The organism is Permianibacter aggregans (assembly GCF_009756665.1).
GTDB lineage: Bacteria > Pseudomonadota > Gammaproteobacteria > Enterobacterales > Permianibacteraceae > Permianibacter > Permianibacter aggregans.
Genome location: NZ_CP037953.1, coordinates 320,295 through 344,337, shown reverse-complemented (window position 1 = coordinate 344,337; position 24,043 = coordinate 320,295). Strand labels below are relative to the sequence as shown.

The following is a 24,043-nucleotide window of genomic DNA, read 5'->3' as shown; positions in this document are numbered from 1 at the left end:
AATTCGACCGCACACGTCCGAGACCCGGGCGTGTGCGGTTTTTTATTGGACGAATGTGCGGAATGCATGGCCGTCCGCAGCGGCAACGCTGCAAGGATTTACGCGTAACGACCACCATCGTTGTGCGTGACCGGCAAACAAAATGTTCGTCGGCTAACAGGTGCTCAAATCCAAACGGTTTGAGTGGGAAATCGGGCTCACAAAAGGTGAGTAAACAATATGTCTGGCATTGCAGAGCTCTTTAAAGAGAGCTATCTCAATGGCGGCACTGCCGCCTATATCGAAGAACTGTACGAACAATTTCTGGAAGACCCGAATTCCGTTTCGGATAACTGGCAAGCGATTTTTCGCGAAATGCGCCAGGGTGCGGTCGACTACGCCCATGAACCGGTCAAAGCCTATTTCCGCGAAGCCTGGCGCCGTCAGCCAGTCGCTGTCGTGCGTGGCGAAATCAACGCCGAACACGAAACCAAGCAAGACAGCGTTCTGCGCTTGATTAACGCTTACCGTTCACGCGGTCACCAACACGCCAATCTCGACCCACTGGGTTTGTGGAAGCAAGAACAAGTGCCGGATTTGAGCCTCGAATACCATGGCTTGTCCGAGCGCGATTTTGGCACCGTGTTCCGCTCGAATTTATATGGTCCTACCGAGCGCACGCTCGGCGATATTTACCAGCATTTGATCGATTGCTATTGCAGCAGCGTTGGCCTGGAAAGCTCGCATATCGTCAACCAGAACGAAAAAGTCTGGTTGCGTGAATACATCGAAAAAGCGCGTTGCCAACCGCAAATGCGCGACGATTCGAAAGAAACTTTGCTGGCCGGTTTAACGGCCGCTGAAGGTCTTGAGCGTTACCTGGGCACCAAATTCCCTGGCGCCAAACGTTTCTCGCTGGAAGGCGGTGATTCGTTTGTGCCGATGATGCACGAAATGATTTCTCGCGCCGGCGAACAAGGCGTCAAAGAAATCGTTATCGGCATGGCTCACCGTGGCCGCTTGAACGTGCTGGTCAACGTGCTCGGCAAAAAACCGGCGAATCTGTTCGACGAATTTGCCGGCAGGCACGTCACCCACACCGGCTCCGGTGACGTCAAATATCACATGGGTTTCTCATCCGATTACGAAACGCCCGGCGGCTCCGTGCACTTGGCGTTGGCGTTCAACCCGTCGCACCTGGAAATCGTTACTCCGGTAATCGAAGGTTCGGTGCGTGCACGCCAAAACCGCCGCAACGACGAAACCCGTCTGCAAGTGTTGCCTATTGCCATTCACGGTGACTCGGCCTTTATCGGTCAGGGCGTCGTCATGGAAACCTTCAACATGTCGCAGACCCGCGGTTACAACACCGGCGGTACTGTGCACATCGTGATCAATAACCAGGTTGGTTTCACCACCTCGAAACAAGAAGACGTGCGTTCAACCGTTTACTGCACCGACATTGCCAAAATGGTGCAAGCGCCTGTGCTGCACGTAAACGCCGACGATGCCGAAGCGGTGATGTTCACCACCCAACTCGCGCTCGATTACCGGATGAAATTCCAGAAGGATGTCGTTATCGATCTGGTTTGCTATCGCCGTTGGGGCCATAACGAAGCCGACGAGCCGACGGCAACGCAGCCGGTCATGTACAAAGTGATCAAGGCACGCCCAACCGCGCGTCAGTTGTACGCCGAAAAACTGATGAAAGAAGGCGTGCTCGACGAAGATAAAGTCAAGAAAATCGCCGACGATTATCGCGACAAACTTGACGCTGGCGAGCAGGTGGTTCCGCATATCGTTACTGGCCTGAAGCATCCGTTCTCCACCGACTGGACTCCTTACATGGGCCAGAAGTGGACAGCCGCTGCCGACACGTCAATTGACGAAGAGCGCGTCGCCCGTTTGGGCGAAGTGCTGACCACGGTGCCGGAAGGGTTCACGATGCAATCGCGGGTCGCGAAAATCATCGAAGACCGCCGCAAGATGTTCAAAGGCGAAGTCGATTTCGATTGGGGCTGCGCCGAAACGCTGGCCTACGCCACGCTGCTCGAAGAAGGTTTCCGGGTGCGCATTTCCGGTCAGGATTGCGGCCGTGGCACGTTCTTCCACCGTCATGCGGTATGGCACGAACAGCACACCGGCGAAACTTATATTCCGCTGAAAAACATTTCCAAAGATCAAGCGCACTTCAACGTCATCGATTCGGTGCTGTCGGAAGAAGCGGTGCTGGCCTTTGAATACGGTTACGCCACCACCGAGCCACGGGCATTGGTGATCTGGGAAGCGCAATTCGGTGATTTCGCCAACGGCGCGCAAGTCGTGATCGATCAATTCATTTCCAGCGGCGAGCAGAAGTGGGGCCGTTTGTGCGGCATGACGCTGTTGCTGCCACACGGTTATGAAGGGCAGGGGCCGGAACACTCATCGGCTCGTCTGGAGCGCTTCCTGCAACTCTGTGCCGAACAGAACATGCAGGTCGTGGTGCCGACCACGCCAGCGCAGGTTTTCCACATGCTGCGCCGTCAGATGATTCGCCCGATGCGCCGCCCGCTGATCGTCATGTCGCCGAAATCGCTGCTGCGCCACAAGCTGGCCGTGTCGAATATGGACGAAATCGTCAACGGCAAATTCAAAACCGTTATCGGTGAAATCGACAACATCAATCCGAAGAAGGTCAAACGCGTTGTATTGTGCTCGGGCAAAGTCTATTACGACCTGCTCGAACAGCGCCGCGAAGACAAGCGTGAAGATGTCGCGATTATCCGTATCGAGCAGCTGTATCCGTTCCCGACCAGCGGCCTGAAGAAAGTGCTGGAAGATTACGCGCACGTGAAAGAGTTTGTCTGGTGCCAGGAAGAGCCAAAAAACCAAGGCGCCTGGTACAGCAGCAAACACCATTTCAAAGAGTGCTTCCCGGCTGGCTTCACGCTGAGTTTTGCCGGTCGCCCGGCCTCAGCAGCGCCGGCAGTCGGTTATGCCTCGCTGCATGACAAACAGCAGAAAGCGTTGGTCGCGAAAGCACTGGGTTAAGCAGTAAAGAAATATCTGGATTCCCGCCTACGCGGGAATGACGCGGAAGGTTACTTTTTCTGTCATTCCCGCGGTCGAGCGAGTTCCTTACTCGCCACGACACTTCCCACCTCCCTGTGGGGCGTAGGCGGGAATCCAGTCGAGTCGAAAGGGAATATCTCTATCGCCTCACGCGATTTTCCGGTCCACATTAATGGCCCGGTCGGGAATGAAACCAATGAGTTTCATCACCCGGTAACAAACAGCCGCCCCATACGGGGTATGTTGTCAAAGCGAAGCGGAATTTTTAGATTCCGCATCGAATAAACGCGGCGCAAAAGGCGCCAAATGGAGACAAAAAAATGTCGATTGAAATCAAAGTGCCCGTACTGCCGGAATCGGTAGCCGAAGCCACCATTGCCACCTGGCACAAAAAGCCGGGCGAATCGGTCAAGCGCGATGAAGTGCTGGTCGATATCGAAACCGATAAAGTGGTCTTGGAAGTGTCCGCGCCGGATGACGGCGTCATCGAAGAAATTCTGAAAGACCAGGGCAGCACCGTTGGCGCCGAAGAAGTCATCGCCAAGTTCAAGAAAGGCGGCGGCGAGTCGGCAAAAGACGACAAGAAAGAAGAGAAAAAAGAAGAGAAGTCGTCTAAAGACGAAGACAAAAAGTCGAAAGACGAGGATAAAAAGTCCAAGTCTGAGGAATCGTCTAGCGCCAATCTCGATGCCTTGAGCCCAGCGGTTCGCCGTTTGGTTGCCGAGCACAATCTCGACGCCAGCAAAATCAAAGCCACCGGCAAAGACGGTCGCTTAACGAAAGAAGACGTTGAAAACCACATCAAAGGTGGTGACAAGCCAGCCGCGAAATCCGCACCGGCTGCGGCACCGGCGCCAGCCGTTGCCAGCGGCGAGCGCGAAGAGCGCCGCGTACCGATGACGCGTCTGCGTCAGCGCATTGCCGAGCGCCTGCTGCAAGCCCAACACAACGCCGCGATTCTGACCACCTTCAACGACATCAATATGAAGCCGGTCATGGAGCTGCGTGCGAAATACAAAGATCAGTTCGAGAAAACCCACGGCGTGAAATTGGGCTTCATGAGCTTCTTTGTCAAAGCCGCCACCGAAGCGCTGAAGCGTTACCCGGAAGTGAATGCCTCTATCGATGGTAACGACATCGTCTATCACGGCTACTACGACATCGGCGTTGCGGTTTCTGCACCGCGCGGTCTGGTTGTGCCGGTATTGCGCGACACCGACCGCATGTCGATGGCCGATGTCGAGAAAACCATTGGTGAAATGGGCCAGAAAGCGAAAAACAATTCGCTGACCGTCGAAGAAATGACCGGCGGTACGTTCACCATTTCCAACGGTGGGGTATTCGGTTCGTTGATGGCCACGCCAATCATCAACCCGCCGCAGTCGGCCATTCTCGGAATGTTCCGTACCGAAGATCGCGTGGTTGCGGTCAACGGCCAAATCGTCATTCAGCCGATGATGTACGTGGCGCTGTCTTACGACCACCGCATCATCGATGGTCGTGAGTCGGTCGGCTTCCTGAAAACGATTAAAGAGTTCATTGAAGATCCAGCGCGTTTGCTGCTGAACGTGTAAGCGAAAATTTTAGGTGAGGAATAGAGCATGAATGTTCATGAGTATCAGGCCAAGCAGCTTTTTGCTGACTTTGGCATGCCAGTTTCGCGTGGCGAAGCAGTACATAGCGCGGAAGAAGCCTTAGCCGCTGCTGAGCGCTTGGGAACATCGAAGTGGGTCGTCAAAGCCCAGGTGCACGCCGGTGGCCGTGGTAAAGCCGGTGGTGTGAAAATTGTTGGCAGCAAATCCGAACTGGATGCGGCCGTCAAAGCTATGCTGGGCACCCGTTTGGTCACCTACCAAACGGATTCGCGTGGTCAGCCAGTACACCGCGTGCTGATTGAAGAACCCTGCGATATCGCCAAAGAATTGTATTTGGGCGCCGTGCTGGACCGTGCGACCCGTCGCATCGTGATCATGGCCTCCACCGAAGGCGGTGTAGACATTGAAAAAGTTGCGCACGAAACCCCAGAAAAAATCCTGAAAGCGACCATCGATCCGCTGGTTGGCATCATGCCTTACCAGTGCCGCGATCTCGGCTTTGGTTTGGGCCTGAATGCCGACCAGGTGAAAGAATTCACCAACCTGTGCATGGGCCTCGGCAAAATGTTCAAAGATCTGGACTTGAGCCTCGTTGAAATCAACCCGCTCGTCATCACCGGCGCCGGCAAACTGCTGTGCTTGGATGGCAAAATCAACGCCGACGACAACGCCCTGTATCGCCAGCCAAAACTGCGCGACATGTTCGACCCAACGCAAGAAGACGAGCGCGAACTGCGCGCCAAGCAGTGGGAACTGAACTACGTAGCGCTGGAAGGCAACATCGGTTGCATGGTCAACGGTGCTGGCCTCGCGATGGCAACGATGGACATCATCAAGCTGCACGGCGGCCAACCAGCCAACTTCCTGGACGTCGGTGGCGGCGCCACCAAAGAACGCGTTTCCGAAGCGTTCAAAATCATTCTCTCTGACACCGCCGTCAAAGGCATTCTGGTCAACATCTTCGGCGGCATCGTCCGCTGCGACATGATTGCCGAAGGCATCATCGGTGCCGTCAAAGAAGTGGGCGTGAAAGTGCCGGTCGTTGTTCGCCTTGAAGGCAACAACGCTGAACTCGGCGCCAAGAAACTGCAGGAAAGTGGTTTGAACATCACCCCGGCAACCGGTTTGACTGACGCTGCAACGAAAATCGTTGAAGCGGTGGGAGGTAAATAATGAGCGTTTTAATTAACAAAGACACCAAGGTCATTTGCCAGGGCTTCACCGGCAAACAAGGCACTTTCCACAGCGAACAAGCGATTGCCTACGGCACCAAAATGGTTGGCGGCATCACCCCAGGTAAAGGCGGTTCCACCCACCTCGGCCTGCCAGTGTTCGACACCGTGCGCGAAGCCGTTGCCACCGTAAAACCGGACGCATCGGTTATCTACGTGCCGGCGCCGTACTGCAAAGATTCGATCATCGAAGCTGCTGACGCTGGCGTGCCGCTGATCGTCTGCATCACCGAAGGCATTCCGGCTCTGGATATGCTGGACGTGAAAGTCTACGTCGAGCAAAAAGGCGTGCGCCTCATTGGCCCGAACTGCCCCGGCATCATCACCCCAGGCGAATGCAAAATCGGCATCATGCCGGGCCACATTCACCTGCCAGGTAAAGTCGGCATCGTTTCCCGCTCAGGCACGCTGACTTACGAATCAGTGAAACAAACCACCGATCTGGGCTACGGCCAGTCCACCTGTATCGGTATCGGCGGCGACCCGATTCCGGGCACCACCTTTATCGACGCGTTGAAGCTGTTCCAGGACGATCCGCAAACCGAAGCGATTGTCATGGTCGGTGAAATCGGGGGCAGCGCCGAAGAAGAAGCCTGCGAATACATTCGCGCTCACGTCACCAAGCCAGTCGTCGGCTTTATCGCCGGCATCAGCGCCCCTCCGGGCAAGCGCATGGGCCACGCCGGTGCCATCATCTCCGGTGGTAAAGGCACCGCCGAAGAGAAATTCGCCGCCATGGCTGCTGCCAAAGTTCACGCTGTGCGTTCGCCAGCGGACATTGGTAAAGGCGTGATGGAAATTACGGGCTGGAAGGCTAAGTAATTTTTGCGGTGCAGTAAGAAAAACCCGGCGAATGCCGGGTTTTTTTGTCGGCTGACAGACTAATTTAATGGAGAAAATTTCGGTATAGAAATGAGTTGGTGTTCAGCTGTGATAGTTAGAACAAGGGATTCAACGTATCATTGAACCATAAAATCGTAGTGCGAAATTCTGTATAGATTGAAGTACTTGGATATTCGTGCCAAAAAAAATGGAGTAAAAAAATGATTGGTGTGGAAGCAATTTATGGAGGAATGTTAGCTGCGATTTTTATGCTCTTCCTACTACTGGCTTCGTTGGCAGGAACAACAATAGGCGTCATATTATTTGTAAAAAATAGGACTCTGATCTCGCTCTCAATTGGTATCCCGTCTTTTGTGGTTCTTGGTTTATTAGTAATGTTTGTATTCCATATTTTTGTTGAATCTGAGCCACATGTTTTTAGCGTGACACTCAATAAAGAAGAGAGAATTTTATTAAATGACTCAGGGCTTAGGTGTTTAGATGAACTGCGGCCTTATATGTGTTTTTCTCCTACAGAAACCACGAAAGTTAACGTCCAGTTTCCTGGCGGTAGAATGCTGAGCATTCAAGGCGGTAGTTTTTATGTAATGGTAGGCGAGAACAATGAGATTTTGAGAGTCTCATTTACGCTAAAGGCGGATCTAAATCATTCTGAAGTGATGGATTTGATTGACGATTACAGAAAATATTCAACAGACACAACTAAATTTGACTCAGAACGTAAACAGTTGATCTCATGGATAAATCTGACTGCAAATAGTCGGAGCACCAAAGACCATGCGGTGGTTTCGTATGATGGGGAAGGATATTCGTTAATACTGGAAATAAAAAAGCCGTTTAGTTCTTCTAGTGGTTTTACTGTTTGGACTCATTTAAATATCAAGAATCAATGAGTCATGTAAAGGTTGGTTAAGTCCGTAAACTGCTGTAAATTCGAAGTTGGCTAGAAAGTGAGCGGCCATCGTCGAGTTCAATTCCGTAAGATTGTAATTGTCAAGAAAACAAACTTACCGAGGAGAACGGACGATGGCCGAGTATCAAGTTAGCCTGAATAAAGAGCTGTTGGCAAATCTGTGAACAGACAAAAGACAGACAAAAGGACATCCATCTAGAGATGACAAACGACAAAAGGACACCCACCTAGAGATTGACAGCTCGCGTAGGTACGATTAGCCGAAGGCGTAATCGTACGAATGTGTTTTGCTGTAACTCCGACAATAGTTGGAATCCCCATTTTCATGTAGCAATGATTTTGTTTGATTTTACGTGGTAGATGAGGTGTTCATGCGTACGATTACGCTACACTAATCGTACCTAAACCAGCTAAGACGGGGCCCGTAACTGACTAATTGAGGGTATCCTTTCAATAGCTCGTTTTGAATCCTGAAAACAATAATGTTAAACGAAGGTTAAAACGACAAAAACGACAAAAGGACATCCATCTAGATTTTACGATTTTTTACCCCGGCAAAGGAGATGTACATGAGCGACCAAGGCTATAACACAAACCTGACGGCTGAGTTCTTCGTGTTATCGTCATTGCATCGTCTTGGGGCAAACGCCTTAATCACCTTGGGTAACAAAAAGGGTGTCGATATCTCAGTTGTCAGGTCGCCTGGTGATTCCATTTCCATAGACGTCAAAGGCTTAGCCGGGAAAACCTCTTGGCCAGTCGATAATGTAAAAGAGTTACCAAATGGGCACTTTCTAGCGTTTGTTTGCTATCACGGTGAAATTGCTAATCCTTCGATCCCTCCCGAGATTTGGATTATCCCAGCGCCTGCGCTGCCGGAGTTTATTTATCAAGCCCCCGGCGGTCGAAAAGTAGTGCCGCGTTCTGGGTTGATTCAGAGAGGTGAGCAGTATGCACACGCCTGGCATCTTCTCTGCTGAAGGGGGCACGCGTAGCGCGTAGGTTGGGCTGAAGAATGAAGCCCAAGGGGCAAGGGGAAGAGCCCTTTTTGCTGCGTCAATGTTGATTTCGAGAGGTATATAGCGAGTGAAATTTTTACTCATCTTTTTATTCACAACATCTCTACCCGCGTATGCTTCTCAAAACGCTTCTCTGGTAGACGACCCTTCCACGTCTTTAATTATTTACGAAGTTCAAACCGAGTCGAAATCCAGTGAGGGGAGCAGTGGCAGCTCAAATTCACGAAGCACAATCGTCGAGCGAATAATTGGCGAGCGAGAGGAAGGTCTGGAACTTGAATATTCATTTCCCAAAGGTGATGTTCCAGAAATAGAGGCTTGGAAGCTGCCGGCTCGCGTTTTGAACAAACCAGGCTCACATATCGAACTACTGAATAAGGCTGAGATTAATGCACGTCTTGATGCGTTTCTCGAGAAACACCCAGAAATCCGGAAGCACTGTGGAGGGGTTGTATTCACGTGGGCTGCGTTCGAAATTCACTGTGATACAAATCATGTTGTTGATGTTATAGCAGGTTACAACCTCTATTTGGGCGCCTTATCGGAAGGTCAACTTTATACCGAGCCAGGGGCGCTCGCACCCGCCCCACTGAAGGTGGCACCTTCTGAAACACCAAATCAGATATACGAAGTGACGCTAGTGCTGGACCCCGTACTCCTACAATCTGAGTACGAAAAAAGCATGGAGCAGGCAGCTGCAATTACCGGCATGGATGCGATTGAATTAATCAATTCATCATTACATTTAGGTGCAGGAGAACAGCCTGATTTCTCCGGTACGCGGGTGGTGGTTTTAGAGGCGTCGTCCGATGGCCGTGTCGAAAAAATACAACGCCAAACGACAATAGTTATAAAAGGTGGCGGATTGTTTCATGAAGTGCGAAAACAAAAAGAATCGTTAAAAAGGCGACCAATAAATCAAGATGTTTCTGACGAAGAACAGCGATATAAGGACGCTCACATGGAAGGGCGTTAGGCAAAATGGCCGTCCATCTAGCGATAATCAATGGATTAGCCAAAGGTGATTTAGGATGTCGTTGATATCAATTGTCAAGAAAGCAAAAACATATATTTCACGAATTTTGTGCGCGCCTCTTTTATTGCTACTGACCTCATGCGTCACGGTAAACGATAGTCAGCTTTTTCAAAAAGGTTCTGTTAAAAGTATCGTTCCGCTACTGGTTATGGAGCCAAGTGTTACTGGGATTTCACTTGGATGGGCTGCCAGTAGAGCCAGAAGTTTCGCCTCCGAACCCTCATTTCAGCTTCATCGTCGCTTTCGAGAAAAGCTTATCGAATCATTGGTGAACAATGGTTGGTCGGTGATAGATATACCATTCGATCGAGGTGAGAATTGGGAGATTTATAAGCGCGGAGTCGAAACAAGTCTGATTGAAAAGCTATCGAATGAACCATCCGGTGTTGAAGGGCTAATCAGCATAATGAAGAGTGATGAGCGCGTGAAAGGTGCGGACGCGTTGCTGCTTGTTGTGCCGTCTTATGGTGTTCGACGTTGCGCCAAGTCTTCTGGATGTATTGTTTACGGACAGCACAGTGGATATGGCTTACTCAATACGGCTGACTCGGGAAATGAAGTGTACGTTACGTTCAATTATATTTTTGTGGACCCTGCAACAGGTAAAGAAATTGGGTTCTCGAACAACTCTTTACATCGACCAGTCGCAGTAGGGGATTGGTGGAGTGATTTCCTCGAGTACTCTGATTCAGAGAGGCGCTTAATAGAACAATCTCTGATCGACTTATTTGAAGTAAACTGCGCTGCCGCGATGAGCAAAGTAGTCAAAAGAAACTTGTTGGATGCGTTTTCAGGATAAAAGCCCGGGCAGGTCCGATTGGCAAGCAATGCATTGAGTCTTACATGGTGTATCGGGTGATCGATGGAAAAACGCGGCAAAGTTTCAGGCTGGCGGGATGCCAAAGGATACGGATTTATCCTGCCTGATGATGGCGGGGCGAGGGTGTTCTTTCATCATTCGGCTTTAGCACCTGGTCAGGCTCGCCCGATGAACGGTGACACGGTTCGTTATACCGAGCATCCTGATGACAAAGGCGGCACCAAAGCAAAAATGGTCTGGACTCGGCCACAGGCTGAGATTTCACGTAAACGCACTGAAAAGATCGTCGCGGCACGAAAGATGGCGAATGAGAGCGTGAATCGCGGAAAGGATTCTCAGGCGTTTTGGCTGACGACATTGTTTGTCGTCGCGCTAGCGATCTCGGTGTTTATGAAGTGGATGCCGCAGGAAGTCGCGCTGGTTTATCTCGTTGCGTCATTGATTACCTTCGCTTTCTATTGGCTCGATAAACGCGCTGCACAGAATGGCGACCGCCGCACACCTGAAAACACGCTTCATTTTCTCAGCTTGGCAGGCGGCTGGCCCGGTGCCTTGATTGCGCAGCGTATCCTCAGGCATAAGTCAGTAAAGGGAAGTTTCCGGGTGGTCTTCTGGGTAACGGCGTTGTTTAATTTACTTCTGCTTTTTGTGTATTTGAAGAAGCTCGCGTAGGTAACCTCGATGAAGCGCCAACCGTGCGGCGCAATACATTGCACCCTACAAGTTCTGTATGCCTATAAGGGGGGGGCATGGAAATCAAGGTAACAAGGCCAAAGCAGTTTGCGGATATGGTGCGCGACTATCGCTTGCTCGCAGACAGTAAAGAAATAGCGGTTATTAAGCGTGGCACTACTCAATCAGTAACGTTGCCAGAAGGCTGCAAAATGCTCAAGGCCGAGATTGACTGGTGCTCCAGCCCGGAATTTCCTGTTAGTGAAATTCGCGCAGGAAAAATTGTGGTAAAGAACTCTTTCTCGTCCAATTTCTTGAAGGCCATGTTTTTGCCGCTCTATTACATTTCTTTCGGTAAAGAAATGTATCTAGCCATAGAGTCAGAAGAGTAAGGCAAAAGAACGCCGCCCTAGCTCGTGTAGAGCGCTTTTCGGTAATAAAGGTCAGCGAGAAGCGTGCGAACCCTGTGATGACTTTCTCACGGTACTGGGAGGTCGAGTAGCGTCTGAGACTATGCCACCGAGGCCGAAGATCATTCAAATGGCAGGAAAGCTCACCAACAGAATGAGTTTCGAGTATGACAAAAACGCACCTATCCGGGGATTGTTGGAAGCCAAGCCACCACGGAACCAATTTGAAGATATATTTGGGGGTACCATGGTGCATATTTGTGGTTGATGCGGTTGAGCTTGCGGTCAGTGCGTGTGTAATGAGGCCGCATTCCGAAAATTTTGCTTGTTGATACTCGCTGGTTGCATAAGAATACCGCGTCGAATGAGAACGCCATCACGGAACGATTTTAGATGTCACAAAATCAACAAACGATAACGCTTTTTTTCTCTACACCCGTACAGTTCAAACTTCTACAACTCCATGTCATGGCGCTTTCCGCGAACAAAGCGAAAGATGCCGCTCGCTGGGCTGATAAGTTGGGTGTTGATCTGAGCTCCACGTGGAATGACGAATCATGGTTCAATCATTCGTTTAGCGTAGGTAATGGCCATTTATCAATAATCGTTGACACGAGCACCCGTGAAGGTCTGCCTTTGGCGCCGCTTGCCGAGCTATTTGAGGCAGGGGTGATTATAGGCGCTGCTGTTGACGTGTTTTACGACCAAGTGGGTGAGCATGCTGCCTATTTCTTTCTGTCGAATCGTTACACAACGAAAGACGCATTCCTTGAAGCGATACCAGAGGCTGCCTCTGCCGTTGAGGATTATGAGGCGTCTGACAGTTCCTACGACAAGTTTCTCGACAAGCCGATACCAAAAATGATGGCTGGCCTCAAAGCGCAACAGGCGGACGCTGAAGCTGCTGTTGTTGTCATGCGCGAAATGGCTCGTGAATTCATGCTCACCAAGAAATCGCCCGAAACCATTTTGCGCCATATGTTGGTTCGTGCTGCCTTCGTCAGAGGGCTATTTCACGGTGTGGTATTTACCATGTTGACCATTCTGCTATTTAAAGGATTTTGGTTCTGGCTGTTACTTGGCATTGCGGTAACGGTGGCACTCCCGATTTTCTACGTGCATCAGATCACTTCAGAAGACTCAAGCGATGATGATGCGGATGAGTCAGCCGATGGTCAGGACGAAGAAGCGTTAGCTCAAGCAAAATAAGGAAAAACAGCATGCTTACGGAAATTGAGTGGTGGGGTGGCATCTTGATTATTTGGTCACTGGCAATGCTCCGCATCTCTGTTACCAGTGTCGGCTCCGAGATATGGCACTATCGTAACTGGCCATTTCTTGCCTATTTTGTTACGTCGTTGTTGGTGCTGGTTTTTCAGTTTTATGCGTTTGAAGCGCACTCATTGCAAGTGTCCTATGCATCGGTCTGGGTTATCGCCAGTGCTCTGGTTATTTTTCTGATCGGCTGGGATATCGTTGAGTATCTGCAGGAAGGCTCCTCTGCTGAAAAGATTGATGTCGGGGCCGAAAACCCAGAGGAAGGGCGGGACCGTTTTGATTTTTGTGTAACTGGCTTCATCATATCCTCAATAGGAGAGCATTATGAAGCCAGAAAAACCTGTCAGCACCCATACCACACTTGATGAATTATTAGACAGTTGCAAATCAACCGAAGACTTCCAGGCACTAACCAAAGTGTTGTTCAAGCAGGTCGCGGAGCGGGCGCTGAAGGCCGAAATGGAACAGCATCTGGGTTATGACAAACACGCCGTCAAAGGTCGCAACTCCGGTAATTCACGTAACGGCCGATCGACCAAGCAAGTGCAAACCGAGCATGGCCCACTGGATATCGAAGTCCCACGTGACCGGAATGCCGAGTTTGAGCCTCGGTTTATCGGCAAGCATCAACGACGCGTTGGCAGCATAACGGACGCCATCGTACGACTCTACTCTTACGGCATGAGTCAGCGCGACATTCACGACTACCTGCAAGAAACCTACGGCAACGCGGTGTCACCGGCGCTGATAAGCCAGGTGACCGAACAGGTCATGGATGAGGTGCAGCAATGGCAGAAGCGACCACTCGATTCGACTTATGCGATTGTCTATCTCGATGCCTTGGTGACGAAGTCGCGGCAGGATGGCATGGTCGGCAATCGCTCCGTGTATGTAGCGCTTGGCATCAACATGCGCGGTGAGAAAGAGATTTTAGGGTTATGGTTGGCCAGCAGTGAAGGCGCCAAGTTCTGGTTAAGCGTTATCAATGAACTGAAAAATCGCGGCGTCAATGACGTATTGATTGCCTGTGTCGATGGCCTTAAAGGCTTCTCGGAAGCGATTAATGCGGTCTACCCGCAGACCCATGTGCAGCAATGCATCGTCCATCAAGTGCGTCACTCGCTGCACTTCGTCCCTTGGAAAGAGCGTAAGGCCGTGGCGGCCGATTTACGGTTGATTTATCGAGCGGCAACGGAAAGCGAAGCACAGCGGGCGCTGGCTGAATTTGAACAGAACTGGGGCGGGAAGTATCCGCATATTGGGCCGAGCTGGCGTAACAACTGGACACGGTTGACGGTGTTCTTTGATTACCCACCGGAGATACGGAAAATCATCTACACGACCAACGCGATTGAATCACTCAACGCCAGCTTGCAGAAAGTGTTGAAGCCCAAGAAAGCCTTCCCGAATGACGAGGCAATCTTGAAGGTGTTGTACTTAACCTTGCATCGGATCGCGGAAAAGTGGACGATGCCGGTACACGACTGGAAAGCCGCACTGAATCAGTTGTTGATCGTGTTCGGCGAAGACCGCGTGAAGGTGTAAATCCGCCAGTTACACAAAATTCTGGACAGTCTCGGAAGGGCAAGAAGAAGAGTCGACTTCGTTTCTCGAAAACTTATTCGGCACGGCGATGTTATATGGTCCAGGCGCGATTGGGCTGATAACTGGTGGTCGTCAGGCATTGAATACCTTGCTTTAAACATACGCAAAACTGGACACCCATCAAGATATCGACAGGTAGGGATATGAGGTTGTCGTCAATTGGAGGTTATTAAAGGAACACTCTTCTTGACTGAATGGGCTGAATTGATTCTTGGCGAATCGTGAATTTCTGTTACTGCCTATTCATGGCATTTAACGACTTGTTACAGAGTCTCACGGCAACTTGAAGCGTGGCGAGGTACCTTAGCGGTCCTCGCCATTCAATGGAATGTTGCCAATGTCGATCATCAGCACGCATTTGCTGTGCAAGGATTTCGGGGAACAACGAGCGGTAGACCGGCTTGACCTTAGCGTTCCCGCGCAATCGGTTTATGCGTTTCTCGGCGGAAATGGGGCGGGGAAGTCGACAACCATTCGCTTGCTGTTGGGTTTGTTGACGCCCAGTTCTGGTCAGGTGTCGCTGTTCGGTCAAACGCTTACCGCTGGAAATCGATGTTCACTGCTGAAAAGGACGGGCAGCCTGGTCGAATCCCCTTCGCTATATAACAACCTCAGCGGTCGCGATAATCTGCGCCTGAATCAGCGTGTGCTGAACTGTGCCCCCAGCAATATCGACCATGTTCTACAGCTCATGGGCCTTGCTGTTGATTTGCATTTAAAACTGACCCAGGATTTGCACGCAAAATTGACCCACCCTGATGGTTCGATTATGGCGTAGATTTTGGTTTTCTGTCTCGTTTGTTTTCCTCTTGGTTGGTGGTCGAATGTTTTAATCGATAGCTATCATTGCCGGTTTCCACGATATGGCAGTGATGGGTCAGTCGATCCAATAGCGCTGTCGTCATCTTCTCGTCACCAAATACCGACGACCATTCGGCGAAGCTTAAGTTGGTGGTGATGATGAGGCTGGTGCGTTCATAGAGTTTGCTGATCAGATGGAACAATAAGGCACCGCCTGCCTGACTGAACGGCAAGTATCCGAGCTCATCGAGTATCACTAGATCGGTATGCAGCAGCCGATTGACGAGGCGTCCTTGTCGCCCTTGCTGCTTTTCCAGCTCCAGGGCGTTGACCAGTTCGATCGTGGACAGGAAGCGCACGCGCAGTCGGTGATGCTGGATCGCTTGCACACCGATAGCGGTGGCGAGATGGGTTTTACCGGTGCCTGGGCCGCCAACCAAGACGACGTTTTGCGCTTGTTTCAGGAACTCACAGCGGTGCAGGGTTTTGATTAACGCTTCATCGGCCTGGCTGTGGGCAAAGTCGAAGCCGGTTAGATCGCGATAGACCGGGAAGCGCGCGACTTTCATTTGGTATTGAATGGAGCGCACATCGCGTTCCGAGGATTCGGCTTTCAGCAGCATCTGCAATACCGGCAGCGCTTGCTGGTAGGCCGGTGCCGCTTGCTCGGCGAGCGTCGCCATCGCATCGGCCATGCCGTGCAGTTTTAACGATTTAAGAGTGTTGACGAGACCTTCACTGTTCATGGCGCAGGCTCCGCAGACGATCGTAACGGGCGGTGTTGGCCACCGGTTCGTTGACCAGCTTCAAGACTGCTGGAGGTTGCAACGGCGTTGGTCGCGGCGGTTGTTGCAAACGATGGAGGCAATTGAGCACATGCGCTTTTGACGGCTCACCGAGTTCCAGCGCGTGGCGGATGGCTTGCTCGACCAGTTGTTCATCGTGCAGCAGTACCAAGGCCAGGATGTCGGCCATTTCCCGGTCGCCGCCGAGGCGTTTGAGCAGTTTGTGTTGCAGCAAGCGGAAGCTCTCCGGCAAGCTCGTGAACGGCGCGCCGTTACGCAAGGCACCGGGTTTACGTTGCACCACGCTGAGGTAATGACGCCAATCGTAGATGGTGCGCCCGGGCGTGCTTTTCTCGCGATTGAACACCCGCACGTGTTCGGCAATTACCTGCGCTTCCGCGACGATGACCAAGCGCTCCGGATAAACGCGCAGACTGATGGGACGATTGGCGTAACTGGCCGGTACGCTGTAGCGGGTATGTTCATGGGTAATCAAACAGGTCGATGACACCCGTTTGCTTTCCTCAACAAAGCCATCGAAGGCGGCCGGTACCGGCATCATCTCACTTTGTTCATCGGCCTGGCACTCGGCTAACGAACGCGCCCGGTACTCAGGGTGCGCGGTTTCTTGCCACAAGCTTTGGCAACGTGCGGCCAACCAGTGATTCAGTTCGGCCAAAGACGAGAAGCTTGGTGCCTCATGCCAAAGCCGATGGCGAGCATCCAGCACGGCTTTTTCAACTTGGCCCTTTTCCCAACCGGAAGCGGGATTACAAAACTGCGGCTCAAACAAATAATGGCCAACCATCGCCTGAAAACGCTGATTGACTTGCCGCTGTTTGCCGCGACCAATCTTGTCGACGGCGGTTTTCATGTTGTCGTAAATGCCACGCCGTGGCACGCCACCAAAGGCCTGGAAGGCGTGATAATGAGCATCAAACAACATCTCATGGGCTTGCGTCAGGTAAGCGCGTAAGAAAAACGCCCGGCTGTAACTGAGCTTAAAGTGGGCGATTTGCAGTTTGGTGCTGACCCCGTTCAGCTTCACCCAGTCCTCACTCCAATCAAACTGGAATGCCTCACCGGGCGCAAACTGCAACGGCACGTAAACATGCTTGCCGGATACGCGCTTGGCGTCTTCTTGCGATTGGCGCCAGCGCCGGGCAAACGCCGCTACCCGATCATAAGAACCGGTATAACCCAGCGCGACCAAATCCCGATGCAGCTGACGCACCGTTCGTCGTTGCTTGCGATGTCGGCGCGATTCGCGGAACAGCCAACTGGTTAATGTCGGTTCGTAGTCATCCAGATTGTTGGGGCTTTTACGGGCCGGGTAGGCAGGCTCTACCACGTCACTGACCAGGTATTTGCGCACCGTATTGCGGGACAAGCCGGTGCGCCTGGCTATCTCCCGGATCGGCACTTCTTCACGGAAATGCCAGCGTCTGATCACACTCAATAAGGCCACGTCTATCACTCCTTCATTCCCCCGCAAACCCGTTGCGGAGCAGTGTTACACGTGGGTCAAATTTCGATGCAAATCGTGGAGTTTAGTGGGTCAGTTTTGGGTGCAAATCAACAGCTGAATAAAAAGACAGCTACTTTGGCTCTACTTAACCTTGGTCACGCGGCTAAATCTGCAATTATCCGTAGTAGCAACCTGACATGGCCTTCACTGCAACGCCCGATTAATCGTTTCGGTTTCCTCGGAGGTAATTTCCAGTGAATGGCCATACGGATCATTAAAGTAGAGCGACCAGGACAGCTTGTGATCAGTGCATCGTTCCAATAATTTCGCGTCTTCCAGATATTGCTTCCACCGCAAAAACTCTTCGCCACTGGCATCAAATGCAATGGCGCTGGTTGGCGTGTAGTGGTCGCGGGCAAATAGCGCCAGATGAATCCGGCCGGATTCATCCTCAATGGTAAGTGGCCCGGTGGCAGTGTTCCAACTCAGCATCGATTCGACGATGTGAAAGCCCAGCATCTTTTCATACCACTGTGCGGCGGCGAGCTTATCCGGCACCGCTAAGTGAATATGGTTGATGCCGCGCAGTTTTGGTGGTTTGGTTGATGGCATGACTTGCTCCTTATTTTTTGGCCATTACGCCGTTGTATACAACGGAGAATTCGTTGAGGTAACGATGCCAGTAACTGGCAAAAACGTTGTTCTGGGCCGCTGAGTTGCGTTTCCAAAGTTCAGGATTATTGCTGTAGCGGAATGGCACAGTAGTAGAACCGTCAGCGTGGTTCGGTAAGCGGGTAGGGCTCATAGCCTGTACTCCTGTGTATTGCCTTGGGGCATCAACTTAGGAGGCAGGGTAAAACTTAAAGCTGACTTTAGATCAAGCACTAATTGCAGTCGGCGGAGACATGAAGCCGCTTGGCAAAGCGTATCTTCCCCTCGCTAAAGCGCATTGGAGGGCTGGGGCGAACATTCAGAGCGGGCGAGAGGTGGGAATACGTGGCGCAAAACAACGCCATTTCATGGACGTTCCGAGTTCAGATAAATGAATGCCGATAATGGCATTTTTCCTATTTTGTTTATGGCCAATCGTCGTTCTTTGTTGGTTCTCTTTCGGAATTGATGTGTTACACAAATGTGTTTCTGGCTTGGAGGATTCGAGTTAAGCTGCGACACCGATCCAGTATGCGGAATAATGATGAAAAGTAACCGCTTTGAACTCTCTCCCCAGCCTTATCTGCGCGTGGCGGGCATTCTTTATCTGGCTATCATTTTGCTTGGCTTATTTGGCGAAGGTTTTGTTCGTTCAACCCTAATTGTTCCTGGTGACGCGGGCGCTACTTTCCTGAGCATACTGCCTTCGCAGCTACTGTGGCGCTCAGGCGCCGCTGGCGATCTACTGATGCAGGTGCTGGATGTGCCGGTCATTGTGCTGCTGTATCTTTTGCTCAGGCCGGTCAGCGAAACGCTGGCGTTGACGATGACGCTCTTCAATCTTGTGCAGACCGCGGTGTTGGCGGCGAACAAGCTTAACTTGCTGGTGCCGACTTTCCTGATGGCGGACAGTAGCTATCTGAATGCATTTTCGACAGAGCAGTTACAGGCGCTGTCGTATCTTTCCATCAAGTCTCATTCCTTTGGTTTTGCAATTGGCCTGATATTTTTCGGCTTTGCCTGTTTGTTGCGTGGCTATCTGATTCATCGCTCAGGCTTTATGCCGAAAGTCATTGGCTGGTTGTTGGCGCTGGCGGGCTTAAGTTATCTGGTGAATAGTTTCGCGTTAATCCTGGCACCAACGATCGCCGCTATGATGTTTCCGCTGATTTTGGTGCCGGCATTCCTTGGAGAGCTGATATTTGCCTTGTGGCTGGTTGCCAAGGGCGTCAATTTGGAAGAATGGCAGAAGCGAGTAGCGCCATGAAAGTACGTGTATTTGCTTCACGACGCGTTCTGTTGACGGCGATCGTAGCCGTGTTGGCGATGCTGCATTTGCTTTGGGAGCACTTTCATGGCGGTGTTGCCAGTCACCATTTGTTGAACCGAGCGGACCTGCCTTCAATATCCAACTACTGGGGCCTGCTTTTACTGCCATTGATGACCTGGTTTGTCATTGGACGTGTTGACCGTCGGTTGACTACAAAAAGAGGGCAGGGGGTTGATCAAGCGAATGCGATGAGGAGCGTTGTCGTCGCGTTTCTTTTGTCAGTGCTGGCCGGCGTATCCCTCTCGTTTGCTTTTATGCACGGCTTTGAGGACATGGCTTTCTATACGCTGCTCGGGGTTTTGTTTGCTGGTTTGATTCTGCCTGTGTACCGGGCCGAGTGCATTCTGGGTTTTGTTATCGGTATGACATTTACTTTCGGTGCGATATTGCCCTCGCTAGTTGCGGCGGTTGTTGCGTCGATCTCGGCGCTGTTACATGGCCTGCTTTACCCGCTTATTCGAGCAGCATGGCAGTGGCTTAGCACGAGTAGAGCGCAGTAAGTTGCTTCATGTGAGGCAGCGTCGACCACGCGCCTCTATAAAACCCTGATGAAAAGGTATTATTCACCGAGCCCTCACTGAACTGTGCAAACCCCGTGCAGTCTGAATGGCGTTCGGTCGATCGCTTCAGGGAGTCAGAATGTTTACACGGTTTTTTTTCTTGCTAAGTTTGCATGTGAGTGTCGCGTTGGCGAGTTGGGCAAACGCCAGTGAACGTCCCGATGCTGAACTGCGCAATGCAGAAATGGAGTCGCTTGTAAGCCGATTCGTTCGTGCGGAGGCATTTCGTGGAGTGGTCCTCGTTGCGCATCAAGGCAAACTACTTCATAGAGCGGCTTATGGTGAGGCAGATGCTTCCCGAAATATTGCGAATTCCTTAACCACTCGTTTTTTGATTGGTTCACTAACCAAGTCGTTTACTGCTATTGCAGTTCTGCAGCTGGTTGAGCAAGAAAAGCTTGAATTGAAAGCGCCGATTGCTCGCTATTTGCCTGAGCTGCGCAACGAGCTGGCAGAGAGCCTAACGCTGCATTTGTTGCTGAAACATCAAAGTGGCTTGCCGGTTCATTTGGAGCGATTGGCAGAGGAGGCCGAGCGACCTGTATCATCAAAGGAAATCTTCGCGATAATCAATGATGCGGAACTCTCGTTTAGTCCGGGTTCGAAATACGAATACGGGAATCTTGGTTACCATCTCGCTGCTTTGATACTGGAGCGTGTATCGGGCAAGCCATACCAGGAAATCATCCAACAGCAGATTTTTGAACCTGCGGGTATGCGTGATAGCGGCATTGAACGCTTCGCAAAGCGCCCAGAGCGACGCGCCAACGGCTACGCCAAATCCTTGCTTGGCATAAGTCAGGATGAAAACAACGTCTCTTGGGCTTTTGGCACCGGCGATATCTACTCAACGGCCGATGATATTTTGCGATGGGATGAAGCGCTATTCTCGAACCGCTTGTTGAGCCGGGAGAGCAGAGAGAGGCTGTTTGACGGGGAAAGCGCAGAATGGGGCTACTACGGGTATGGCTTCCGGGTACACGAATATCAGCGAAGTCCAGACCATGCCTCTCTTGGAAAAATGATTCGCCATGGCGGATCAATGGATGGCTTTTTGTCCAACTATCATCACTATATCGATGACGAGTTGACCGTCATCGTGCTGGCGAACATTCGCCCATTTGAGATTCGGCAGCTGACGTTTGCATTGAAGGAAGTTGCGCTTGGGGCTGCGGCGCTGGGGCGAAAGCGCAACGCGGGGATCGAGTGAATAAGTTGATGTGGAAGGTGAAACCTCTTGGGAGCTTCAAGAATAGTTGGAACAATCGAAAGCACACCTTGGTAGAATATCGCCACATCAAATTTTCACTATGGAAACCAGAAATTGAACAAGGGCATGATTGTTTTGCTGTCGTTTGTCCTATGCGCCTGCTCATCGGTACAACCCAAGTTTCTGCCCAGGGTTCAGGATGAGCCTCAGCAGGTCTTGATACTGAGTCATGTGCCAGTATCGGATGACATTCATTATTTTACCGCCGGACAGGCATGGGCGGGCGCCGTGGGTGGCCTCATTGGCGCCGCCATTGCGGCGGATCTTGGCGATGGGCCGCACGCGCAAATGGTCAGTCAGCTACGCGAGCGCAAGGCGGAGTTTTCAGCAGCTTATCACGCAGCGATTTCTGCACGCCTCGGCACTGATTCCAGATGGGAGGTGGTGCAGGAGAGCCCGGATTATATTGTGCAACTCAGCGTCGAGAAATACGGCTTGCATGCCGCCTCAAAGTTCGACGCCACCATGCGGTTGTATTGGGGCGTTCGATTCGAGCTTTATGATGCGGCAGGAAGTTTGATTTGGAGTAAACCTTCTGGTGCTGGCGGTATGGAATTGCCGGTCTTTACCGTGGAGGAGTACTTGACTGATCCAGCTAAGCTTAATCAAGCAATAGAGATTGCCAGTATTGAGATTGCCAACAGACTGATCAACTCGCTGAATAAGTTGGAAAAGCGTAGCCAGTTGAGTGAAAAGGCATTGGAAGGGAATAAGGAGTCGGTGAGTCGCCACAGCAAAAAAGCTCCCTGAACCTCCCCGAGCCGATAGAGAATTTGCGGTCGTGATGTGACTGGTGTATTAGGCATTATCGCGGCTGGAGGTGGGCACGATTTGACCGCAAGCCTCTGAAAACCAAAGCCGCTGCGGAGCGAGGGCTGCCATTGCTGCTTGATGTGTGATTTTGTGCGGCGCGGTTAGGTGTCTGGCTGATTGTGGTATGAGATCTTGGAAAAGGCCGGGAAGGGACGGTGAACGATTTATCGGTGGCACTACCTGAATGGGCGGAATTCTATTCAGTGTTATTGCAGGTGAGTGCAACGTTTGCTGGATTGCTGTTTGTTAACTTGTCGTTGCGCTATGAACTTCTGAATCGTGATGAGTACGCATCGGCAAAACGATTTGCCCGGCAAACTTTCCGGGCATTTTTATCCTTGGTTATCTTTTCGTTGATTCTCCTAGTTCCAAGAAGCGGCAGTTACGGTGTGTCGATTCCGATGTTTCTGGTGGGGCTTTACGCTTTGATTACGATGCTCATGTCCATGCGGGCGGATTTGCGCGAGTCCGCTTCATCCATTCGCATGGGCCGTTCACGACGAATCTATGTGTTTTCCATTTTGACCTATCTGATGTTCATTGCCGTCTCATGCTTGCTTTATTTTGGTTGGGCAAGGTCGCTCTACTTGGTTGTAGGATTGGTTATCTGGAATTTGGCGCTGGGTACTGCGAGTACTTGGAACAGTCTCGTTGAGCTAAAAACGGATAGAGCCGGGAAGTAAGCAGATAGAGCCAGCGGACACCATGCATTGGTGGAACAGGACTCCGTAGAGACTCTAGCCAGCTAATGCCATGAGTGTTTTAAGGATGTATGTAGAGATGCTCTTGAAAGGATGTTGAATTTTGAGAAGATTCAGTCTGATTGTTTGCGTCGTGGCAATGGCTCTGTTTATTGTTTTATTCCACGATGCTGAAGACTTCGAAAGCACGAAAAACAAAACGAAAGGCAGCTCCAGTCAGAGCGTCTCAGCAGTCGAGTTGAAGAACCGTTCTACGGGATTCTTGAAGCTTGAGTCTGCTGGCGAGACTGCGCTGTCGCCTGTGCGCTCATTGGAGGATGATCTCATCGAAAACTCGGACGGCGAGCGCGAAACGATTACAAACACTGAGTGTATGCGCCCAGAGCTGATTTTACAGGGTGAAGCGTTACGAGACTTTACGACGTGGGTAAAGATGACGGGCGCGCAGAGAGTGGAGCAAGTCGGTCGGCATTTTTACGAAGAAGCGAACGACTATCATTCTTTGACCGAGAGCGTGTTACGGACCATGAGCGAAAGCGGGAATGCCTTTGCTAGCCTTACGCTTGCCAGAAAAATTGCTCGGAGGGGGAAAGTTGCCGGGGAAGGAAAGGAGTTGGAGGAAGCACAAGCAATTCCGTACACAGTACATATTCAAACGTTAAAGTCGGCGGCGCTTTACTTTGAACGTGCTACATTGGATGGAGGTTATACATCGGCCTTACATGATTTGGCAGGTGTTTACGCCTACATTGCGTCGTTATATCCAGCAGATGATGACATGTCGCCGTTGCCCGAGCACAAAGAAAGTTTTATGGAGGCCGTGAACCAGTCTCGAAAATACTATCGTATGGCGATGTTGGCTATGCCGGGCGTACCTGACGAGACGTGGTCGCCGATATTACTCGCCATGGAAGAAGCGCTTCCACCCGCTCCAGAGATAGAAAAGGCGGCAGAACACGAGTTGGAGCAAATTAACAGTCAACGAGTCCAGTTGGGGAAGGCGCCACTTTTCCAGCCGGTTCCAGCTTCTGTTCTCAGTTCGCGGTTATCGGGTTGTAGCGGGATACCTGGGCAATACGGCGTCATGCCAAACTGGGCGTTGGCTCGCCAACCGATGTTTACGCCAAAGTGAAACCCTATTGATGGCTTGGCTGAGTGAGTAGTTAGCGCTATTGTTTCTCGTTGTAACAGAGGGATTTGACTGTTTC

At 51.3% G+C, this 24,043-nt stretch carries 24 protein-coding genes; 20 read left to right on the top strand and 4 right to left on the bottom strand.

Going from position 1 to position 24,043, the window contains the following annotated elements; translation table 11 throughout:
• The first annotated feature begins 219 nt into the window (after window positions 1-219).
• The 14 genes from E2H98_RS01610 (at window position 220) to E2H98_RS01545 (ending at window position 15,234) form a co-directional block, all read left to right on the top strand.
• Entirely contained in the window at window positions 220-3,012 is a 2,793-nt protein-coding gene (locus E2H98_RS01610) for a 2-oxoglutarate dehydrogenase E1 component (protein ID WP_133592586.1), read from the top strand.
• A gap of 341 nt (window positions 3,013-3,353) precedes the next feature.
• A complete protein-coding gene (gene odhB / locus E2H98_RS01605) occupies window positions 3,354-4,607 on the top strand; it encodes a 2-oxoglutarate dehydrogenase complex dihydrolipoyllysine-residue succinyltransferase (protein ID WP_133592584.1) in 1,254 nt (417 codons plus the stop codon).
• Between the two features lie 27 nt (window positions 4,608-4,634).
• Complete coding sequence (gene sucC / locus E2H98_RS01600; protein WP_133592582.1) at window positions 4,635-5,801, top strand: ADP-forming succinate--CoA ligase subunit beta; 1,167 nt, start codon at window positions 4,635-4,637, stop codon at window positions 5,799-5,801.
• The gene (sucD, locus tag E2H98_RS01595; RefSeq protein ID WP_133592580.1) at window positions 5,801-6,682 is read left to right on the top strand and encodes a succinate--CoA ligase subunit alpha; all 882 of its coding nucleotides are present in this window, start codon (window positions 5,801-5,803) and stop codon (window positions 6,680-6,682) included. Before sucC ends, sucD begins: the two co-directional genes overlap by 1 nt.
• Window positions 6,683-6,903: 221 nt before the next feature.
• Window positions 6,904-7,596 carry a hypothetical protein gene (locus E2H98_RS01590; RefSeq protein ID WP_133592578.1) on the top strand — a complete coding sequence of 231 codons (693 nt, stop codon included), beginning with the start codon at window positions 6,904-6,906 and terminating at the stop codon, window positions 7,594-7,596.
• Between the two features lie 589 nt (window positions 7,597-8,185).
• The gene (locus tag E2H98_RS01585; protein WP_133592576.1) at window positions 8,186-8,596 is read left to right on the top strand and encodes a hypothetical protein; all 411 of its coding nucleotides are present in this window, start codon (window positions 8,186-8,188) and stop codon (window positions 8,594-8,596) included.
• A 106-nt stretch (window positions 8,597-8,702) separates the two neighbouring features.
• Entirely contained in the window at window positions 8,703-9,611 is a 909-nt protein-coding gene (locus E2H98_RS01580; protein ID WP_133592574.1) for a hypothetical protein, read from the top strand.
• 55 nt (window positions 9,612-9,666) lie between these two features.
• Window positions 9,667-10,470 (top strand): hypothetical protein, encoded by an 804-nt coding sequence (locus E2H98_RS01575; RefSeq protein ID WP_133592572.1) that lies wholly within the window; start codon window positions 9,667-9,669, stop codon window positions 10,468-10,470.
• 63 nt (window positions 10,471-10,533) lie between these two features.
• Entirely contained in the window at window positions 10,534-11,163 is a 630-nt protein-coding gene (locus tag E2H98_RS01570) for a DUF1294 domain-containing protein (protein ID WP_133592570.1), read from the top strand.
• Between the two features lie 77 nt (window positions 11,164-11,240).
• Window positions 11,241-11,555, top strand: a complete 315-nt coding sequence (locus E2H98_RS01565; protein ID WP_133592568.1) for a hypothetical protein — start codon at window positions 11,241-11,243, stop codon at window positions 11,553-11,555.
• Window positions 11,556-11,966: 411 nt separating this feature from the next.
• Window positions 11,967-12,782, top strand: coding sequence for a hypothetical protein (locus E2H98_RS01560; protein WP_133592567.1), 816 nt, complete (start codon window positions 11,967-11,969; stop codon window positions 12,780-12,782).
• An 11-nt stretch (window positions 12,783-12,793) separates the two neighbouring features.
• Complete coding sequence (locus tag E2H98_RS01555) at window positions 12,794-13,216, top strand: hypothetical protein (protein WP_157591207.1); 423 nt, start codon at window positions 12,794-12,796, stop codon at window positions 13,214-13,216.
• Complete coding sequence (locus E2H98_RS01550) at window positions 13,176-14,396, top strand: IS256 family transposase (protein ID WP_157591206.1); 1,221 nt, start codon at window positions 13,176-13,178, stop codon at window positions 14,394-14,396. The genes E2H98_RS01555 and E2H98_RS01550 overlap by 41 nt, the downstream gene beginning before the upstream one ends.
• 397 nt (window positions 14,397-14,793) lie before the next feature.
• Window positions 14,794-15,234 (top strand): ATP-binding cassette domain-containing protein, encoded by a 441-nt coding sequence (locus E2H98_RS01545; protein WP_157591205.1) that lies wholly within the window; start codon window positions 14,794-14,796, stop codon window positions 15,232-15,234.
• On the opposite strand, the gene istB is transcribed toward E2H98_RS01545, so the two are convergent.
• The 4 genes from istB to E2H98_RS01525 all read right to left on the bottom strand — a co-directional run bounded on the left by istB (window position 15,224) and on the right by E2H98_RS01525 (window position 18,315).
• The gene (gene istB / locus E2H98_RS01540; protein ID WP_133593992.1) at window positions 15,224-16,003 is read right to left on the bottom strand and encodes an IS21-like element helper ATPase IstB; all 780 of its coding nucleotides are present in this window, start codon (window positions 16,001-16,003) and stop codon (window positions 15,224-15,226) included. The genes E2H98_RS01545 and istB overlap by 11 nt on opposite strands.
• Window positions 15,993-17,519, bottom strand: coding sequence for an IS21 family transposase (istA, locus tag E2H98_RS01535; protein WP_425325201.1), 1,527 nt, complete (start codon window positions 17,517-17,519; stop codon window positions 15,993-15,995). The genes istB and istA overlap by 11 nt, the downstream gene beginning before the upstream one ends.
• A gap of 195 nt (window positions 17,520-17,714) precedes the next feature.
• Window positions 17,715-18,122, bottom strand: coding sequence for a VOC family protein (locus E2H98_RS01530; protein ID WP_133589966.1), 408 nt, complete (start codon window positions 18,120-18,122; stop codon window positions 17,715-17,717).
• 10 nt (window positions 18,123-18,132) lie between these two features.
• Window positions 18,133-18,315, bottom strand: a complete 183-nt coding sequence (locus tag E2H98_RS01525; protein ID WP_133589964.1) for a hypothetical protein — start codon at window positions 18,313-18,315, stop codon at window positions 18,133-18,135.
• 387 nt (window positions 18,316-18,702) lie between these two features.
• On the opposite strand from E2H98_RS01525, the gene E2H98_RS01520 reads away from it, so the two are divergent.
• The 6 genes from E2H98_RS01520 to E2H98_RS01495 all read left to right on the top strand — a co-directional run bounded on the left by E2H98_RS01520 (window position 18,703) and on the right by E2H98_RS01495 (window position 23,967).
• Complete coding sequence (locus E2H98_RS01520) at window positions 18,703-19,428, top strand: DUF4386 domain-containing protein (protein WP_198325205.1); 726 nt, start codon at window positions 18,703-18,705, stop codon at window positions 19,426-19,428.
• Window positions 19,425-19,991: a hypothetical protein gene (locus E2H98_RS01515; RefSeq protein ID WP_133589962.1), complete on the top strand. Its 567-nt coding sequence runs from the start codon at window positions 19,425-19,427 to the stop codon at window positions 19,989-19,991. The genes E2H98_RS01520 and E2H98_RS01515 overlap by 4 nt, the downstream gene beginning before the upstream one ends.
• A gap of 139 nt (window positions 19,992-20,130) precedes the next feature.
• Window positions 20,131-21,261 (top strand): serine hydrolase domain-containing protein, encoded by a 1,131-nt coding sequence (locus E2H98_RS01510; protein WP_157591204.1) that lies wholly within the window; start codon window positions 20,131-20,133, stop codon window positions 21,259-21,261.
• A gap of 126 nt (window positions 21,262-21,387) precedes the next feature.
• A complete protein-coding gene (locus E2H98_RS01505) occupies window positions 21,388-22,071 on the top strand; it encodes a hypothetical protein (RefSeq protein ID WP_133589958.1) in 684 nt (227 codons plus the stop codon).
• Window positions 22,072-22,289: 218 nt separating this feature from the next.
• On the top strand, window positions 22,290-22,817 hold the full coding sequence (locus E2H98_RS01500) for a hypothetical protein (protein ID WP_133589956.1): 528 nt from the start codon (window positions 22,290-22,292) through the stop codon (window positions 22,815-22,817).
• A 121-nt stretch (window positions 22,818-22,938) separates the two neighbouring features.
• Complete coding sequence (locus E2H98_RS01495; protein WP_133589954.1) at window positions 22,939-23,967, top strand: hypothetical protein; 1,029 nt, start codon at window positions 22,939-22,941, stop codon at window positions 23,965-23,967.
• Window positions 23,968-24,043 lie beyond the last annotated feature (76 nt).

Excerpts from the sequence above, each read along its gene's own strand:
- E2H98_RS01610 (WP_133592586.1), top strand. The coding sequence starts at position 220 with ATGTCTGGCATTGCAGAGCTCTTTAAAGAGAGCTATCTCAATGGCGGC.
- odhB (WP_133592584.1), top strand. The coding sequence starts at position 3,354 with ATGTCGATTGAAATCAAAGTGCCCGTACTGCCGGAATCGGTAGCCGAA.
- sucC (WP_133592582.1), top strand. The coding sequence starts at position 4,635 with ATGAATGTTCATGAGTATCAGGCCAAGCAGCTTTTTGCTGACTTTGGC.
- sucD (WP_133592580.1), top strand. The coding sequence starts at position 5,801 with ATGAGCGTTTTAATTAACAAAGACACCAAGGTCATTTGCCAGGGCTTC.
- E2H98_RS01590 (WP_133592578.1), top strand. The coding sequence starts at position 6,904 with ATGATTGGTGTGGAAGCAATTTATGGAGGAATGTTAGCTGCGATTTTT.
- E2H98_RS01585 (WP_133592576.1), top strand. The coding sequence starts at position 8,186 with ATGAGCGACCAAGGCTATAACACAAACCTGACGGCTGAGTTCTTCGTG.
- E2H98_RS01575 (WP_133592572.1), top strand. The coding sequence starts at position 9,667 with ATGTCGTTGATATCAATTGTCAAGAAAGCAAAAACATATATTTCACGA.
- E2H98_RS01570 (WP_133592570.1), top strand. The coding sequence starts at position 10,534 with ATGGAAAAACGCGGCAAAGTTTCAGGCTGGCGGGATGCCAAAGGATAC.
- E2H98_RS01565 (WP_133592568.1), top strand. The coding sequence starts at position 11,241 with ATGGAAATCAAGGTAACAAGGCCAAAGCAGTTTGCGGATATGGTGCGC.
- E2H98_RS01560 (WP_133592567.1), top strand. The coding sequence starts at position 11,967 with ATGTCACAAAATCAACAAACGATAACGCTTTTTTTCTCTACACCCGTA.
- E2H98_RS01555 (WP_157591207.1), top strand. The coding sequence starts at position 12,794 with ATGCTTACGGAAATTGAGTGGTGGGGTGGCATCTTGATTATTTGGTCA.
- E2H98_RS01550 (WP_157591206.1), top strand. The coding sequence starts at position 13,176 with ATGAAGCCAGAAAAACCTGTCAGCACCCATACCACACTTGATGAATTA.
- E2H98_RS01545 (WP_157591205.1), top strand. The coding sequence starts at position 14,794 with ATGTCGATCATCAGCACGCATTTGCTGTGCAAGGATTTCGGGGAACAA.
- istB (WP_133593992.1), bottom strand. The coding sequence starts at position 16,003 with ATGAACAGTGAAGGTCTCGTCAACACTCTTAAATCGTTAAAACTGCAC.
- E2H98_RS01530 (WP_133589966.1), bottom strand. The coding sequence starts at position 18,122 with ATGCCATCAACCAAACCACCAAAACTGCGCGGCATCAACCATATTCAC.
- E2H98_RS01525 (WP_133589964.1), bottom strand. The coding sequence starts at position 18,315 with ATGAGCCCTACCCGCTTACCGAACCACGCTGACGGTTCTACTACTGTG.
- E2H98_RS01520 (WP_198325205.1), top strand. The coding sequence starts at position 18,703 with ATGATGAAAAGTAACCGCTTTGAACTCTCTCCCCAGCCTTATCTGCGC.
- E2H98_RS01515 (WP_133589962.1), top strand. The coding sequence starts at position 19,425 with ATGAAAGTACGTGTATTTGCTTCACGACGCGTTCTGTTGACGGCGATC.
- E2H98_RS01510 (WP_157591204.1), top strand. The coding sequence starts at position 20,131 with ATGTTTACACGGTTTTTTTTCTTGCTAAGTTTGCATGTGAGTGTCGCG.
- E2H98_RS01505 (WP_133589958.1), top strand. The coding sequence starts at position 21,388 with ATGATTGTTTTGCTGTCGTTTGTCCTATGCGCCTGCTCATCGGTACAA.